The organism is Mycobacterium mantenii, from assembly GCF_010731775.1.
GTDB classification, from domain to species: Bacteria; Actinomycetota; Actinomycetes; order Mycobacteriales; family Mycobacteriaceae; genus Mycobacterium; species Mycobacterium mantenii.
In genome coordinates, this window is record NZ_AP022590.1 from 4,430,029 (window position 1) to 4,446,280 (window position 16,252).

The following is a 16,252-nucleotide window of genomic DNA, read 5'->3' on the forward strand; positions in this document are numbered from 1 at the left end:
CTGGGCCGACACGCCGTAGAGATTCTTGTCCACACGAATTCCAGGGCGTTGTATGGCCGGTATCTGCATCGATGTCCTAGCCCTTTGTCTTAATCCACAGGTTCTCCACACCCCGCTCAACACAGGTGTCGATGGATATGCACACACCATGCACAGCTTCATAAACAGCACCCCCTTTGCCTGCTCGCCAGCAACGTTTAACGTCGTCCCGGCGCCGAGCGTGTTGGTGCCGTAGGACGCAGGTGTCAGCACCTTGACTTACGCTCGATGTCGAGTATCGAATGTATGTTCGGATGCGTGAATCAGGGGAGGAGGGAATCTGTGGCGGTCGTCGATGACTTGGCGTCGGGCATGGATTCCTCGCCGCCAAGCGAGGACTTCGGACGGCAGCCACCGCAGGATCTGGCGGCCGAGCAGGCGGTGCTGGGCGGCATGCTGCTGAGCAAGGACGCCATCGCCGATGTGCTGGAACGGCTGCGGCCCGGCGACTTTTACCGCCCCGCCCATCAGAACGTGTACGACGCGATCCTGGACCTCTACGGGCGTGGCGAGCCGGCCGACGCGGTGACGGTCGCCGCGGAACTGGACCGCCGCAACCTGCTGCGCCGCATCGGCGGGGCACCCTATCTGCACACGCTGATCTCGACGGTGCCGACCGCGGCCAACGCGAGCTACTACGCGACCATCGTGGCCGAGAAGGCGCTCCTGCGGCGCCTCGTGGAGGCCGGCACCCGGGTCGTGCAGTACGGCTATGCGGGCGCCGAGGGCGCCGACGTCGCGGAGGTGGTCGACCGCGCGCAGGCCGAGATCTACGAGGTGGCCGAGCGTCGGACATCGGAGGATTTCGTTCCGCTCGAGGATCTGCTGCAGCCGACCATGGACGAGATCGACGCCATCGCCTCCAACGGCGGCGTCGCGCGCGGCGTGCCGACCGGCTTCACCGAGCTCGACGAGGTGACCAACGGTCTGCACGCCGGGCAGATGATCATCGTCGCGGCCCGGCCTGGCGTGGGTAAGGCGCTCGCGTTGGACACGCTGCTGCCCACGCCGACCGGCTGGACGACGATGGGTGATGTCGCAGTCGGTGATGAGTTGCTGGGCGCCGACGGGCGGCCGACGCGGGTGGTGGCCGCGACCGAAGTGATGTTGGACCGGCCGTGCTACGAGGTGGAGTTCTCCGACGGGACAGTGATAGTCGCCGACGCGGCGCATCAGTGGTTGACGGAGACACGCGCATCCCGGAAGTCTGCGCAAGCTGCGGCGGTCGGGTACAACCGCGATAAGAATCAGCGCACCTTTGCGGCGGTGCGGACGACGGCCGAGATCGCTGGAAGTCTGCGCTGCGCCACTCCAGACCGGCGACTGAACCACAGCGTGGTCAATGCGCATGCGCTTGAGCTACCCGATCGCGAATTCTTGGTGCCGCCATACACACTCGGCGCTTGGCTTGGGGATGGCACCAGTGCCGCAGCCCAGATCACCGCGGTCGATCCTGAAATCATCATGCGCATCGAAGCGGAAGGCGTCGTAGCAATTCCCTCGGAATCCGCTCGGTACCGCTACCAGCTCCGGCTGCCGGCTCATCCTGATCAAGCTCCGCGCCAGTGCGTGGTATGCGGCAAGTCGTTCATTCCTCATACCAGTCAGGTGCGGACCTGCGGACGCTCGTGCGGTGGCCGGGCACGGTTTGTCTCGGCCCCGGTACCGAGCCCCACCTGCGTTCGCTGCGGGGGACCATCCGCGGGGCTGCGGTTGTGCCAGAATTGCCACTCCGCGGTAGGTACCTTGCAGGCGCGGCTACGCACAATCGGCGTGCTTGGGAACAAGCACATCCCAATTGAATACCTGCGGGGATCCGAGATGCAGCGGCGCGAGCTACTCGCCGGCTTGCTCGATACCGATGGAACCGTGACGGCGGGTGGTGCCGTCCAATTTTCGGTCACCAGCCATCTGCTAGCCCGCGATGTCACCGAGCTTATCGTCAGCCTTGGCTATCGCTGCCAAACCTCGACCAACCGCGTCCGGGGCCGTTACGAATCGTCCAGCATCGCCTACACCCTGACCTTTTCCACCGAAGACAAAGTGTTCGCCTTGGAGCGAAAGGCTATGGTGCACAAGGAGCGTCGGGCTGTGACCGGCACCGCGCGCTCGGGATCGCGCTTCATTGTGGATGTCCGCCCGATCAAGACAGTGGCCGTGCGCTGTGTCGAAGTGGACAACGACAGCCACATGTATCTGGCGAGCAAAGCGATGATCCCCACTCACAACTCCACTCTTGGACTCGACTTCCTGCGGTCGTGCTCGATCAAGCACCGCATGGCCAGCGTGATCTTCTCGCTGGAGATGAGCAAGTCCGAGATCGTCATGCGGCTGCTGTCGGCGGAAGCGAAAATCAAACTCGCCGACATGCGCTCCGGTCGCATGAGCGACGAGGACTGGACGCGACTGGCGCGGCGGATGAGCGAAATCAGTGAGGCGCCACTGTATATCGACGACTCGCCGAACCTGACGATGATGGAGATCCGGGCCAAGGCGCGCCGGCTGCGGCAGAAATCCGACCTGCGTCTGGTCGTGGTCGATTACCTGCAGCTGATGTCGTCGGGAAAGAAGGTCGAGTCCCGCCAGCTCGAGGTGTCCGAGTTCTCGCGCCAACTCAAGCTTTTGGCTAAGGAGCTCGAAGTTCCCGTCGTTGCGATCAGCCAGCTGAACCGCGGTCCCGAGCAGCGCACCGACAAGAAGCCGATGCTGTCGGACCTTCGTGAGTCGGGATCGCTGGAGCAGGATGCCGACATGGTGATCCTGCTGAACCGGCCGGACGCGTTCGAGCGCGACGATCCGCGCGGGGGAGAGGCGGATTTCATTCTCGCCAAACACCGCAACGGCCCCACCAAGACGGTGACCGTCGCGCACCAGCTGCACCTGTCGCGGTTCACCAACATGGCGCGGTGACGTCGGTTGTCGAGATGCAACGAAGATTAGCGAGTAGCGTCTTCTTGTTTAACTAGCCGCAGGCAGGTCCTCGTGGGCACGATGACCAGCGGTTTTGAACGCCGGGAGGGTCGGATCTAACCCGGATTCGTGCGGTTTGGGGCGTGAGCCGCTGTTCCGGGGACGTCCTCCGGGTTTCGTCTGCGCGCAGTCATGTCGGGTTTTGCGACGATTTTGGCACCGCGGCGGCACCCTCGTTGCTGGCGTACTAGCCATGTCGATCGCCGCTTGCCGGTGCGGACGTGGCCACTAAGGCATCCCGCGCATTAATCCCGGGGAGCGGTGGACGACGCCACAGTGATCGGCGCCCATACGCATCTCCCCGAGGCGGGGTGGGCGCCGCGTGTGATCTCACCAAGGCAAACCGGTTCGCTGCGACGGATTCGCAAGAAAACGCCCCAGAGCAGCTCGACTTTTGACACCCGTGGTCAACTCGATTACCTGGGAACTTCGATTCGCGGGGTCTGCCGGTCCGGATGCATGGAACGGGCAATTGCAAGGCAACGCGCTAGCCTGCAGCATGCTCGAAGGCTGGATTCCCACCCGCGAAGCGGTGGCGCTTCTCATCGAGGCCGTAGCCGGCAGGATCACTAGCGACGAATACCGGGCTCGCGTTGTCGCATCCACAGCAACGCGCGGTCGCCGCTTCAGTCAGCTACCAAAGCTCTCAATTCCCGACAACTTCGACGATTCGCTGCCGGACGTGGAAATCGATGCATGGGAAGGTAAACCCCGCGAATAGCCCACGCCCTCGGGGTGATGCGCGACGGCGGCCTGACATAGGCACTCAGTATCAGGCAGCTGCTGTGCAAGCAAAAAAGGCCCTGAAAAGGCGGCGCGAAGGAGTCGACGGACTAGACAGTGGTCTCGACCAGCGGTACGGCCAAAGGCGCCAAAGTGGTTATCTTGTAGGACTTTACACGCTCTTCTGCTGCAGCAGCGGCGCCAGTTCCTTCGCTACGTTGGTGACGTTCTCGAGGGTGAACAACAAGTCTAGCGACTGTTCGACCTGGTCGGACGGGAGTGCTGCTTGTGCGTAGGTGCGGTACTTGTCATGGATCTGGTCATCGGTCATCCTGGTGTCGTCCGACCCCGGGTCGCCCCAGACGTAATCGCAGCTGTCGCTGAATTCCTCTCCGCGGGCGCTGATCTGGACCTCGTTGGGTATACGGGTGAAGCGGCCCGTGGCCAGCATCTGCTCGAAGATGGCTTTGCCACTGTCGGGGTGGCCTTCGACGACGACCTTGCGTGCGAACGCGAGGTATCGCGGGTCGTGGATGCTCTCGTTGTCCTGCCAGGATGGCCCGAGGTCGGATCCGTGGGCGGCAGCGCCGAGCGCCATTGGGATGCTGAACTGTAGATCAGAAGGTGTCTCAGGCGCGTAGGTGGGTCCGAGCCAGTCCACGCCGCGCTCGAAGGTACGCACGACGACCCGGTCGATATCGTCGGGCTTGAGGTCGTGACGCTGAATGAGGCCGGTGAACAAAGCGATTGCGGGATGGCCGTAGCGGCATGCCGAATAGGGTTTGAATGACGTTCGTGCCACCTGCCATGTCTCCCCGAGCCCGTCGAGCAGGCGCTGCCGGTTGAGGCCCACGGTCCCGAACGCGCGCCAGAATTCTTCAGGTGCGTCGAAGATGTTCTGTTCGCCTACGAACCCTTTGTGCGCGAGTTGCGCGGCCATCACTCCGTTGATGCCCATCGAGCTGACGGGCGAGTACTTCAGCATGTGCTTGCCGGGTCGCAGGACCGGCGCGAAGAATTGTCCGGTCTCGATCGGCGCGGTCCAGCCCGCGAGTCCGAAGGCGTTGTTGTATTGGGCGGGTGCGAAATCCAACAGCTTGCCAACCGCGCCGGCCACACAGAAGCCGTACCAGCCCAGGCATCCCGGCACCGCTTCGATGTCCCCGGTCGGAGTCAGACGCATGAACTCCAAGGCTCCGCCGACCCGGCAACCGACTTCATATCCAAGGGCTACTGCCGCGATCAGCGCTTCCCCCGATAATTCCGAGCTTTCCGCGAATGCCAGGCCAGGGAAGACAGCCGCCACCCCTGGGTGGCTGAAACTCAGGTAGGTGTCATCGGCGTCGAGGTAGTTGCCCAGATACATATTGGCCGCGGCAGCCACGGCGGGAGCAGCCGTCACCCTGGTGCCTACCACCGTGGCTGGGCCACCCACGCCCGGGCCGCCCATCTCAGCCGCAACCTCCACGGCCATCTGCGCCGCCGCGTGCTGGCGAGCGCCGAGGGCGCACCCCACCGTGTCGGCGATGAGACGCTTGGTGTCGTGGACAACCTGGGCCGGTAGGTCATTGAAATGAACGTCGTGAATCAGATCGATGAGCTGAGCAGTAGCGGTGCTTTCATCGGCCACGATGTCCCGGCTCCTCTTGTTGGCTTTTACAAGCAATCGCGGGTGGTGTGGCTCAACTGTGGTGAGCTGCGGTCACCTGAATATAGACGTCCGCAGGCGTGTCCCCGCCACCATTTGACAATTACGTCAACAAGCATCGCTAACCCCGATCAGCGGCAATGATGCGATATTCTTCGCATCCGGTCGGACGCCACTTTAGGTAGTTGACAAAACTGTCAAGAGATAAGCTAGCATGCGGCGAGACGGCGCCGCCAGACGTTTGTAGATCGCCCAACGATGGGACATATGCCGATGACCGACACGAAAGCCGAGGCCGAGCAACGCCCGCGCGCCGAGGTGGATCTTGATCACCACTCGTCTGGGTTTCGTGAGGACCCGCATGGCAGGTTCCGAGAGATGCGCGAATCGGGTTGTCCGGTCGCGTATTCCAACCACTATGAGGGTTTCTGGGCGCTGGTGGACTATGCCTCGGTGTTCGAGGCCGCCAGAGACGACGATCTGTTCAATTCCTACCCCTCGATCGCAGTGCCGGCTAGCGAGTTACCCCTTCCGATCCTGCCGATCGAGTCTGACCCCCCGGAAACGCAGAAGCTACGCGACGTCACTCTCAAACGGTTTTCTCCGGGGTCTGCGGAGCGGTTCCGGGACGCGGCCGTTGATATGACCAATGAGGCGATAGACGCCTTCATCGAGCGTGGGCACGCCGACCTCGTCGGTGAGTTGACGACGCCGCTGCCGGCGCGACTGATCCTGCGACTGTTGAAGTTCGACGAATCGCGGCACTCGCAATGGGTGCAATGGGTGCACTCGATGGTGCATGATCGCGCCCATGACCCGGAGAAGGCCGGGGTGGCTGGCATGGAGATGTTCGGCGAGATCGTCACGCACATGGGGCAGCGGCGCGCCGAGGGCCTCGGTGACGATCTGTTCAGCGACATCCTGCGCGGCACCATCGACGGCAAGCCGCTCGACGATACCCAGATCACTATGTACACGGTGCTGATGATGCTGGGCGGCATGGATACCACCAGCGGCTTTACCGGCAATGTGCTGTTGCGGCTGTGCACGGACACCGAATTGCGGCAGCAGTTCATCGCCGATCCCGACCTGGTGAGGAAATCCGTCGACGAGCTGCTGCGGTTGTACACGCCGACTCTGGGCCTGGCGCGCACGGTCTCCCGTGATGCCGAGTTCTTCGGCCAGCCGCTATGTAAGGGTGATCGCGCGATCCTGATGTGGGCGGCCGCCAACCGGGACCCTGTGATGTTTGCCAACCCCGATGCCCTTGACCTGTCCCGGCCGAATGCCAAGAAGCACATGGCGTTTGGGGTGGGTATGCACCGGTGTTTAGGCTCGCACTACGCCAAGATGATGTTCGAGGTCATGACGACCCAGGTGCTGCAGCGGCTGCCGGACTTCGAACTGGCGGGCGAGGCGAAGATGTTTGAGGACGCAGGGGAGGTTTTCGCCGTTCGGGAGCTGCCGGTCAGGTTCACGCCGGGGCCGCGCGTCGGCGACACGAACTAGGTTCGACCGCAATGCCTTTGCCCGTTTGGCCCCAGGTCGCCCAGACGCTGGCGTTGCGGACGGCGTTCGCGCCGGTCGATATGACAACTGCACCTTTAGGTCATGTCGATCACGAGGTCGGCGCCGGTTGCGGCGATGACGTCGGCCTCGGTGACGCCGGGGGCCAGTTCCCGCAGCACCAGGGTGCCGTCCCCTGGTACGTCGATGACGCAGAGGTTGGTAACGATGCGATCGACGACGCCCTGACCGGTGAGCGGCAGGGTGCAGGTCTGGACGATTTTCGGGTTGCCCGCTCGGTCGGTGTGCTCCATCAGGACGATGACCCGGGCCGCACCGTGAACCAGGTCCATCGCACCGCCCATGCCCTTGACCATCTTGCCGGGCACCATCCAGTTGGCCAGGTCGCCGTTCTTGGACACTTGCATGCCGCCGAGCACCGCGGTGTCGATGTGGCCGCCGCGGATCATCCCGAATGAGAGCGCCGAATCGAAATACGCCGCACCGGGATTGACCGTCACGGTCTCTTTGCCCGCGTTGATCAGATCGGGGTCGACGTCGTCCTCTCCTGGATAGGGGCCGGTCCCCAGGATGCCGTTTTCGGAGTGCAGGGTGACGTTGACGTCGGCGCTGAGATGGCCGGGAATGAGCGTCGGTAGACCGATACCGAGGTTGACGTACTCGCCGTCGACCATTTCCGCCGCGGCGCGGGCGGCCATCTCGTTGCGGTTCCAACCCGTGGTGGTCGAGTCGGTCATTGGGCCGGTCCTTGCGGTTGGCGCACGGTGCGTTTCTCGATCTTCTTGTCCTGTGGTCCGGTGTGCACGATGCGCTGGACGAAGACGCCGGCGAGATGCACTGCGGCCGGGTCGATCTCACCTGGTGCTACCAGCTCTTCGACTTCGGCGATGGTGATGCGTCCCGCCATGGCGGCCAGTGGGTTGAAGTTCATCGCTGTCTTGTTGAAGACGAGGTTGCCGTCGGTGTCACCGCGCAGGGCGTGCACGAGCGCGAAGTCGGCGTTGATCGACTCCTCCAGGACGTAGCGCTTGCCGCCGAACTCGCGAATCTCTTTGGGTGGCGAGGCGGCCGCGACCGATCCGTCCTCGGCGTAGCGCCAAGGGAGCCCGCCGTCGGATACGGGGCTGCCCACACCCGCCGGCGTGAAGAACGCGGGGATGCCCGCACCACCGGCTCGCATGCGTTCGGCCAGGGTGCCCTGCGGCGTCAATTCGACCTCGAGTTCGCCCGCGAGGTATCGGCGGGCGAACTCCTTGTTCTCGCCGACGTAGGAGGCGGTGACGCGTCGGATCCGGCCGAGGGAGAGCAGAACGCCCAGCCCGACACCGTCCACTCCGCAGTTGTTGGAGAAGACCTCGAGGTTGGTCGCGGAGGACTGCGCGATCGCCTCGATCAGCCGGTCCGGGATGCCGCACAGGCCGAATCCTCCGACGGCCAGGGTCGCACCGTCGGTGATGTCCACGACGGCCTCCGCGGCCGAGCCGTACACCTTCGATCTCATCAGAGTCCTTTCGCGCGCATCGAATCCACCCGTCGAACCGGTTACGCGGTGAACCCCGCGCTGATCGCCGCAGCTGTAGGGCCGCGGAACGATTTCGACAACCCGGTCATCGGCGTTGCGCGTGCAGCGGATTTTCCTCAGGGAGCCACACGATTTTGCGGGGAGATGGTGACGATTGTTCCGGGAAACGCATCGATGTCAGAGACGATTTCCAACGCGCGGGATCCGATTTCCTGATCGGTCAGCCAGTCTGGCTCGGCGACGTCGCGCGTCGATCGGCCGTTGACGTTGGAGGCGATCATCAGCTCTCGGATATGCACGCCGGATCCGCGGGATTCCTTGGCGAAGCCTCGTATCAGGGATCGTTGGGCCGCCTGGGTCATCGATAGCGGCACCAAATGGGGAAACACGGCATCGGCCATTCCTCCACCGACCGCCAGGTACACCGCATTCGACTTCAGCAGCGGCAGGAACACTTTCGCGGCATTGAAATGCAACCGCAAGTAGCGATCAAAGTACCCAGCGATGTCGTCGAAGGTGCACTGTGCGAGGGGTTTCGCCGGCCACGGTGCGCCGATCGTGGTCACCACGGCGTCGAGTTGGTCGGCGTGGGCGTCGTCGGCTAGGCCTCGGGTACTAGTTTCGGTCGCCAAATCGCCAACAAGGGTGGTCAGTCGAGCATCCGGAGTCAGTCGGCGGACCTCGTCCCTAACGTCGCGGAGCTTTCCTGCCGAACGTCCGGCGCCGAGTACTTGCCAGCCGGTCGCCGCGAGTGCGCCCGCCACCCCCCGTCCGACATCTCCCGCCGCGCCGATAACGAGTGCCTGCTTCACTGTGACGTCTCCGTTCTGGGTTGCTGCCGTTGAGGGTCAACCACGACAAGGGTTGGAGATTGGCCCGGTGCAGGTTCCAGCCCTCGCAGGAGGCGACCGACATGCCCACTTACATCAGGCGGTTGTGAGGGTGCGGGTGGGTTGCGGGTTTCGGATGGGGATGCCGAGGAGTCGGCGTGCGTTGTCGCCCATGAAGTCTCGGGTGCGCTGTTCGTCCATGCCTTCGGCGTATCTGTAGTAGTCCTTGGGTTCGGCGAGCCCTTCGGGGTGGGGGTAATCGGAGCCGAAGAGCACTCTGTCCCAGCCGACGCGGGTGACGACGTCTTCAACGGAGCCTTCCCAGAACGGGCTGACCCAGATGTTGCGGCGGAACACCTCCAGGGGGTGTTCTTCGAAGGCTTGGGGCATCTTGGCATACATGCTCTCGAAGTCCTCGAACAGCTGGCGGATCCATGCGCTGCCGTTCTCGACGCTGGCGATCCGTAGTTTCGGGAAGCGGGTCAAGGTGCCGTGGCAGATGAGACTGGTCAGCATGTCGGAGATTTCGCGGTGGCCCAGCACTATCCAGCGGAAGGCGCCCATTTCGAAGAAGCTGCCCGAGCCTGCCGGTTCCCACCGCTTGATGTAGCTGTCCAGTGGGGGTTGGCTGGCGTGCAGCACCACCGGTATGCCGGCTTGCTCGACGTCGCTCCAGAACGGGTCGAATTCGGGAAGAGCTGGCGAGCGCCAACCTCGGTAGCCCTTCACCGGTGCCGGTTTCATCAGCACTGCTTTGGCCCCGTTTTCCAGGACGTACGCCAGCTCGCGGCGCGCGTCGTCGACGAGGGCTGCGGTGATGACCGGGGTCATGTAGAGCCGGTTGTCGTAGGTGTAGCCCCAGGTTTCGAGCATCCACTGGTTGAGGGCGTGGATGATCGCGACGACGAGTTCGGGGTCCTCGGCGGCCGAGTGCTCGACGAGGTTAGCCAGCGTCGGGTAGACCAGCGCTTCGTCCACGCCGTGGGCGTTCATCATGTCGATCCGGGCGGCGGGGTTGCGGAAGGCGGGGATCGAGTCGATCGGTTCTCCGGTCATCTCCCGCAGGCTCAGTCCCTCGGGGTTGTTTCCGGCGTAGAACTTCTCATGGGCTCCGGGGGCCGCGACGCGGTCAAAGGTGGGGTTGGGGATGAAGTCGGTGATCTTGTCCAAGATGGAGATTCGGGTGTGCCGCCCGATCTGGACGAACTGCACCGCCTTGCGGAATCGTTCGGGCAGGTGCTTGGTCAGCGCGTCGGGTGTCTCGTACATGTGCTGATCGGCATCGAAAATTGGGGCGTTGGGGAAGTTGTCCACGCTTGATTCCACCTCGAGTTAGACGTTGTCTGGCTGAGCGTAGAGCGATTTGACAAAACCGTCAAGAAGCTTGTCTAGGGCACTGAGCTGGTATTACAGCGGCCAGATTCAAGGTGGCGGCAGAGGCGCCAACATTTCTTGACAAACTCGTCAACGAATGGGTTACGATGCGGGGAGAGGCGCCGCCAGGTGCTGTGCCGGGGTGCGCGATGCGCGAATGATGGGGAGTCAATGCAGAATCCTTTCGAGCCCGAGTTGCTGATCGAGTCGCGCGGCGCGGTCCGTGTCGTCACCTTGAACCGGCCGGAGGCGCTGAACGCCACAAACGAGGCGCTGCACAGCGCCTTGCAGTCGGTGTGGGGTCACCTTGCCCAAGACGGCGAAGCCCGTGCGGTCGTGCTGACCGGGGCGGGTCGCGCATTCAGTGCCGGCGGAGACTTCGAGCATTTCGTGGAGTTATGGGGTGACCGGCCGCGGCGCCGCCGCGAGATCGACGGCGCCCGGCGTCTGCTGACGGAGATGGTTGACTTTCCGTTGCCTGTGGTGGCCGCGGTCAATGGGCCGGCAGTCGGCTTGGGCTGCAATCTGGCGGTGCTCAGCGACATCGTGCTCATCGCTGAGAGTGCCTATATTTCCGACCCGCATGTCAGTGTCGGTCTGACCGCCGCCGATGGCGGAGCGCCGACGTGGCCGTTGCTGATGAGCATGCTGCGGGCCAAGGAGTACCTGCTCACCAGCGAGCGGATACCCGCCGAGCAGGCGGTGGCGCTCGGTCTGGCCAACCGAGTGGTGCCTGATACTGACCTGTTGGAGGAGGCGCTGGCGGTCGCACAGCGGATCGCCACTCTGCCGCCCCAAGCCGTGCAGAGCACCAAGCGGGCGTTGAACATGCACATTAAACGCGCCGTCGCGGGTGTGCTGGAGTACGCGCTGTCCGAGGAGTTCGACTCATTCGAAACTGTGGAACATCAGGCGCTGATCACCAACTTCTTGGAGCGCGCGAAAGCCAGGGCAGCGAAAGCAGAATCGCCCTCATGACGACCGGTTCGTCGAGTGTTGCCGAGCAGCAGATCTTCACCGACGACCTCTGGGCCTACCGGCAGGCGGTGCGCAGCTACGTCTGCGGCGAGCCGGCACTGCAGCGGTGGCGCGGCACCCACTATCCCACGACCGAAGATCACATGGCCGAGCACGCGGCGCTGATGGCGCAGCTCTTTGCCAGTGGCTGGAGCAGGTACGGCTGGCCGCAGGCGGCCGGCGGTTTCGGTGGCGACGAGCGACACCGCGCCGTGCTCTACGACGAACTCAGCGCCGCCGGAGTCGACGTGCCCGAGCAACAGATGCTGCTCGAGGTGCTGGGGCCGGCTGTGTTGCATTTCGCCCCCGACTTGGCGGCCGAATTCCTGCCGGCCTACCTGGCAGGCGAGGAGTGGTGGTCGCAGTCGTTCTCCGAGCCCGACGCCGGCAGTGACCTCGCCGGGCTGCGCTGCCGCGCGCGCCGAGACGGTGACACCTACGTCGTGTCCGGCCAGAAGATCTGGACCAGCCACGGGGTTACGGCCCGCCGCCTGATCGCTCTGCTGCGGACCGGCACGCTGGAGAGTCGCCACCGCGGGCTGACGATGATCATGATCGACACCGATACCCCGGGGGTTTCCATCCGCCCGATCACGTTGGCCAGCGGCCAAAACGAGTTGTCGGAGGTGTTCTTCGACGACGTCGTGGTGCCCGCGTCACGGCTGGTCGGGGCCGAGGGGCAGGGCTGGCAGGTCGCGATGTTCTTGTTGCAGTTCGAGCGGGCGATGTACGCGTGGCTGAGTGCGACGGTCGCTGCACGCAAGCTGCGGGACCTGCGGGACCTCCTAGCCGAACTGCCCGACGGCGGCGTGCGCCGGCTCGGCCAGTGTTACGCCGACATCGTCACCCTCAAAGCGCGCAGCGCGCAAACCGTGCGCCGGCTTGCCGCAGGTGAAGCCGTGGGGCCCGAGGCCAGCGTCGACAAGATCCTGTTGGCGACGGCGGAGACCGCGCTGCACGACCTGGCCCGCGACCTGATGCCTTGCGAGTTCCTGTTCGGAGACGGACCTGCAGCCGCGCATTGGCGCGACGACTGGTGGTACAGCAGGGCCTCGACGATCATGGGCGGCTCCGCCGAGGTGCAGCGCGGCATCATCGCCGACCGGGTGCTGGGACTGCCCAAGGAGACCAACGCGTGAACGTCCACACGGAAACGGGTTTCGACGCTGCGACGCGGGCCGAGATCACCAAATCGTTGCGCGAGATGTTCAGTCGGCGCCGCGCCGGGCAGGACTTGGCACCGTTGCTGGCCAATTTGGGGTGGGCCGACGTTCTGGCCGAGGACCCCGCCTTCGCGCTCATGACGCTGTTCGCCGAACACGGTCGGGCACTGGCCACCTCGCGCGCGCTCGACGACGTGGTGCTCGCCGAGATGCCACCTGCGGTGGCCGGTGGCCAGCATCGGGCCGTCATCTACCCGCATCCGGTGGATGGGTTGCTCAGTTTGTCCCGCGACGAGCCGCTGCGCGGGTTGGTCCTGGGGCCCCTCGGCGATGCACAGGACGCCGTGATCCCGGTGACACTCGACGGCGGCGTGGTCGCATACCTTTTGGTGCGAACTGACGAATTCACGGTGTCGCAGAGCCCGATCCGGGGCTTTGACAGCGACCTGGACTGGCGGACCGTGGCCGGGTCGTACCCGGCGGGCACCGGCGCGGTCCCAGCCGGTAAGACCTGGGATCGTGCCGTGGCGGCCGGACGGCGTGCGCTCGCGGCAGAGATCCTCGGAGTGTGTGAGGCCGCTTTGGAATTGGTGCTCGCGCACGCGACCGCGCGGGTCCAGTTCGGCAGGTCGATCGGCTCGTTTCAAGCGGTCCGCCACCGCCTCGCCGAAGCTTACGTCGCCATGGCCGGTGCCCGGTCGGTACTCGACAACGCCTACGCGGTCGCCGGCAGCGACGGCGACCCGTGGGCGGCGATCGTCGCCAAGACCCGCGCCGGTCAGGCCCAGGCCGTTCTGATGCGCCACGCCGTTCAGGTGTTCGGCGCGATCGGCCTGACCAGGGAAAGCGACATCCACCGCTACGTGGAGCGGGCCGCGGCGCTGGATGCGCTGCTCGGGGGACACCAGGCGCTGACCGAAGTGATCGGCAGTGCGGTGCTCGACGGCGAGGAGACCGATTCGGCGTTCGAGTTGTTATGACCGCATCAACGACCCCAAACGCGGGTGAGACGACGGTGCCGAACGCCGCAGCGGATCTGGCTTCGTTCGCCGAGGCGGCGCGACAGTTCCTGCAGAGCAGCGCCCAACGCCGTCCTGACGAAGTCGCAACGGTGGAATGGGGTTCCGGACCTGACCGGATCGCATACTTCAGCAGCGACCCGCGCGAGATCGATCAAGCCAACGTGGCGGCGGCCCGCGCCTGGCAGCGCCAGCGCTACGACGCCGGATTCGGCTGGATCACAGGTCCCCGCGAATATGGCGGCGCGGGGTTGACCGCCGTCCACGATCTGGTCTACGACGGCGTCGAAGCGCAGTACGACGTCCCTGACACCGGTGTGCTCGCGGTCATCGGTCTGGGCATGATCGGTCCGACGATCCTGGCGCACGCCCGCGACCACATCAAGGACCGCTACCTACCGGCCATGTACTCCGGCGACGTCATCGCGTGTCAACTGTTCAGCGAACCCGCCGCGGGATCCGACCTGGCCAGCGTCCAGACCAAAGCGGTCCCCGACGGTGCGGAGTGGGTCCTCAACGGCCAAAAGGTCTGGACGTCGATCGCCCAGCACGCGCAGATCGGGATGGCGTTGTGCCGCACCGATTCTGAGGCCCCCAAGCACAAGGGGATCACCGCGTTTCTGGTGGACATGTCCGCACCCGGTGTCGAGGTGCGGCCACTGCGGCAGATGACCGGCGGCGCAGACTTCAACGAGGTCTTCCTCACCGACGTGCGGGTCCCCGACGATCACCGCCTCGGCGAGGTGCACGGCGGATGGCGCGTCGCGCTGACCACCCTGATGAACGAACGCGCCACCGTTGGCGGTGAGGGCTCCGACTCGGTGACCCGCGCCCTCTCGCAACCCTTTCTGACCAAACTGATGGACGTCAACGGCCGCCTCGATGACCGTGCGCTGCGACGCGAACTCGCCAAGCTACTCGCCGATCTGACCGCCAGCCAGTACCTCAACCACCAGGCGTTGCGGAGGCTTCAAGCCGGCCAGGATCCCGGCCCCGAGGGATCGGTCTCCAAGCTGATGTTCGCCCAGAATCTCACGCGGGCAGCGCATTTCGCCGCTGAGGTGCTCGGCCCCAAAATCAGCGCGGACACCGGCGAATGGGGCAGCTACGCCTGGTCGGAGCTGCTGTTGTCGGTGCCGGCACTGCGGATCCTCGGTGGCACCGAGGAAATCATGAAGAACATCCTCGGCGAGCGGGTGCTGGGCCTACCCAAGGAACCGGCGCCAGGCAGGGACAACCCGCGATGACCGACACCATCAGCCAAGACGACCTCGCCGAGCTACGCAGCAGCGTCCGCGACTTCCTAGCCGCCAAATCCACCGACCACCAGTTGCGTTCGGCAATGGAGTCAGCCCGGGGCTGGGATCCCTTGGTGTGGTCGCTGCTGACCAGCCAGCTCGGTGTGCAGTCAATGGCCCTGCCGGTCGAGTACGGCGGCGACGGGTACGGGTTCCGTGAGTTGCGGGTGGTGTTGGAGGAAATGGGGCGGGCCCTTCTACCGTCCCCGTTCTTCTCGACGGTGGTGCTGGCGAGTTCGGCGTTGCTCGCCGCCGGGGACGCCGGCGTGTGCGCGACGTACCTGCCGCAGATCGCCGCGGGGGCGATCACCGCGACCGTCGCGGTGGCCGAAAGCGATGGGCTCTGGCGGACCGACGCGCTCGACACCCGGGCCGTCCTCGCCGAGAACCGCTGGACGCTCAGAGGCCGCAAGATGTTCGTCGTAGACGGTGCGAGCGCCGACCTGATCCTGGTGGTGGCCGCCACCGAGACCGGCCCGAGCCTGTTCGCCGTCGAGGCCGAGGCGGCAAATTTGACCAGGACGCCGATGACCACGCTGGACATGACGCGCCACCAGGCGGCGGTCTCGTTCGACCACACCCCGGCGGTCCTGGTGGGCGAACCCGGTCAGGCCGCGTCTGTGGTCGAGCGGGTGCTCGATTTGGCCACGACTGCGTTGGCCGCCGAGCAGTGCGGCGCCGCCCGCGCCTGCCTGGAGGCAGCCACCGACTACGCCCGGGAGCGCACCCAGTTTGGCCGCCCGATCGGCAGCTTTCAGGCCGTCAAACACAAGTGCGCCGACATGCTGGCCAGGGTCTCACTGGCCGACGCTGCCGCAGCCGAGGCGGCCGACGCCGCCGATGGTGCCCCGGACGCACCGCCTTTGGCAATTGCTGCCGCGGTCGCGCATTCGGTGTGCTCGGAGGCATTGATGTTCGTGGCCTCAGAAAACATCCAGGTGCACGGCGGGATCGGATTCACCTGGGAACACCCCGCGCACTTGTACTTTCGGCGGGCCAAAGCATCCCAACTGTGCTTCGGCGGCCCCGCCGTCTACCACGAACGAGTTCTACATGCTTTCGGCATCTGAACCGCGGGCCGCTAACTCCGGGGCGACGTCTTGTCGTAACAGATAAGCGGCC

13 protein-coding genes are annotated in these 16,252 nt (G+C 64.9%); 8 read left to right on the top strand and 5 right to left on the bottom strand.

All coding sequences use genetic code 11. The features are described from left to right. Positions 1-321: 321 nt before the first annotated feature. Positions 322-2,949, top strand: coding sequence for a replicative DNA helicase (gene dnaB / locus G6N50_RS20020; RefSeq protein WP_083095156.1), 2,628 nt, complete (start codon positions 322-324; stop codon positions 2,947-2,949). A gap of 463 nt (positions 2,950-3,412) precedes the next feature. Then, positions 3,413-3,730 carry an antitoxin VbhA family protein gene (locus G6N50_RS20025; protein WP_158086065.1) on the top strand — a complete coding sequence of 106 codons (318 nt, stop codon included), beginning with the start codon at positions 3,413-3,415 and terminating at the stop codon, positions 3,728-3,730. Positions 3,731-3,904: 174 nt separating this feature from the next. On the opposite strand, the gene G6N50_RS20030 is transcribed toward G6N50_RS20025, so the two are convergent. After that, positions 3,905-5,362, bottom strand: a complete 1,458-nt coding sequence (locus G6N50_RS20030) for an MmgE/PrpD family protein (RefSeq protein ID WP_158086066.1) — start codon at positions 5,360-5,362, stop codon at positions 3,905-3,907. Between the two features lie 291 nt (positions 5,363-5,653). On the opposite strand from G6N50_RS20030, the gene G6N50_RS20035 reads away from it, so the two are divergent. Beyond that, complete coding sequence (locus tag G6N50_RS20035; RefSeq protein WP_083095191.1) at positions 5,654-6,889, top strand: cytochrome P450; 1,236 nt, start codon at positions 5,654-5,656, stop codon at positions 6,887-6,889. Positions 6,890-6,984: 95 nt separating this feature from the next. Here the strand turns inward: G6N50_RS20035 and G6N50_RS20040 are convergent, their stop codons facing one another. The 4 genes from G6N50_RS20040 to G6N50_RS20055 form a co-directional block, all read right to left on the bottom strand. Further along, positions 6,985-7,644, bottom strand: a complete 660-nt coding sequence (locus G6N50_RS20040; protein ID WP_083095158.1) for a 3-oxoacid CoA-transferase subunit B — start codon at positions 7,642-7,644, stop codon at positions 6,985-6,987. Then, positions 7,641-8,408, bottom strand: a complete 768-nt coding sequence (locus G6N50_RS20045; RefSeq protein WP_083095159.1) for a CoA transferase subunit A — start codon at positions 8,406-8,408, stop codon at positions 7,641-7,643. Before G6N50_RS20045 ends, G6N50_RS20040 begins: the two co-directional genes overlap by 4 nt. Positions 8,409-8,545: 137 nt before the next feature. Next, a complete protein-coding gene (locus G6N50_RS20050; protein ID WP_083095160.1) occupies positions 8,546-9,241 on the bottom strand; it encodes an SDR family oxidoreductase in 696 nt (231 codons plus the stop codon). A gap of 114 nt (positions 9,242-9,355) precedes the next feature. Further along, complete coding sequence (locus G6N50_RS20055; RefSeq protein ID WP_083095192.1) at positions 9,356-10,528, bottom strand: amidohydrolase family protein; 1,173 nt, start codon at positions 10,526-10,528, stop codon at positions 9,356-9,358. Between the two features lie 276 nt (positions 10,529-10,804). Between G6N50_RS20055 and G6N50_RS20060 the strand changes: the two genes are divergently transcribed. The 5 genes from G6N50_RS20060 to G6N50_RS20080 are packed head-to-tail and all read left to right on the top strand — an operon-like array spanning position 10,805 to position 16,200. Further along, positions 10,805-11,611, top strand: a complete 807-nt coding sequence (locus G6N50_RS20060) for an enoyl-CoA hydratase/isomerase family protein (protein ID WP_062886280.1) — start codon at positions 10,805-10,807, stop codon at positions 11,609-11,611. Next, positions 11,608-12,789 carry an acyl-CoA dehydrogenase family protein gene (locus G6N50_RS20065; RefSeq protein WP_083095161.1) on the top strand — a complete coding sequence of 394 codons (1,182 nt, stop codon included), beginning with the start codon at positions 11,608-11,610 and terminating at the stop codon, positions 12,787-12,789. Before G6N50_RS20060 ends, G6N50_RS20065 begins: the two co-directional genes overlap by 4 nt. Next, entirely contained in the window at positions 12,786-13,793 is a 1,008-nt protein-coding gene (locus G6N50_RS20070) for an acyl-CoA dehydrogenase family protein (protein WP_197748029.1), read from the top strand. Before G6N50_RS20065 ends, G6N50_RS20070 begins: the two co-directional genes overlap by 4 nt. Then, positions 13,790-15,079, top strand: coding sequence for an acyl-CoA dehydrogenase family protein (locus tag G6N50_RS20075; RefSeq protein WP_083095162.1), 1,290 nt, complete (start codon positions 13,790-13,792; stop codon positions 15,077-15,079). The genes G6N50_RS20070 and G6N50_RS20075 overlap by 4 nt, the downstream gene beginning before the upstream one ends. Continuing rightward, a complete protein-coding gene (locus G6N50_RS20080; protein ID WP_083095163.1) occupies positions 15,076-16,200 on the top strand; it encodes an acyl-CoA dehydrogenase family protein in 1,125 nt (374 codons plus the stop codon). Before G6N50_RS20075 ends, G6N50_RS20080 begins: the two co-directional genes overlap by 4 nt. The last annotated feature ends 52 nt before the right edge of the window (positions 16,201-16,252 follow it).

Coding starts and splice junctions, on each gene's coding strand:
- G6N50_RS20035 (WP_083095191.1), top strand. CDS start 5,654: ATGACCGACACGAAAGCCGAGGCCGAGCAACGCCCGCGCGCCGAGGTG.
- G6N50_RS20040 (WP_083095158.1), bottom strand. CDS start 7,644: ATGACCGACTCGACCACCACGGGTTGGAACCGCAACGAGATGGCCGCC.
- G6N50_RS20045 (WP_083095159.1), bottom strand. CDS start 8,408: ATGAGATCGAAGGTGTACGGCTCGGCCGCGGAGGCCGTCGTGGACATC.
- G6N50_RS20055 (WP_083095192.1), bottom strand. CDS start 10,528: ATGTACGAGACACCCGACGCGCTGACCAAGCACCTGCCCGAACGATTC.
- G6N50_RS20060 (WP_062886280.1), top strand. CDS start 10,805: ATGCAGAATCCTTTCGAGCCCGAGTTGCTGATCGAGTCGCGCGGCGCG.
- G6N50_RS20065 (WP_083095161.1), top strand. CDS start 11,608: ATGACGACCGGTTCGTCGAGTGTTGCCGAGCAGCAGATCTTCACCGAC.
- G6N50_RS20075 (WP_083095162.1), top strand. CDS start 13,790: ATGACCGCATCAACGACCCCAAACGCGGGTGAGACGACGGTGCCGAAC.
- G6N50_RS20080 (WP_083095163.1), top strand. CDS start 15,076: ATGACCGACACCATCAGCCAAGACGACCTCGCCGAGCTACGCAGCAGC.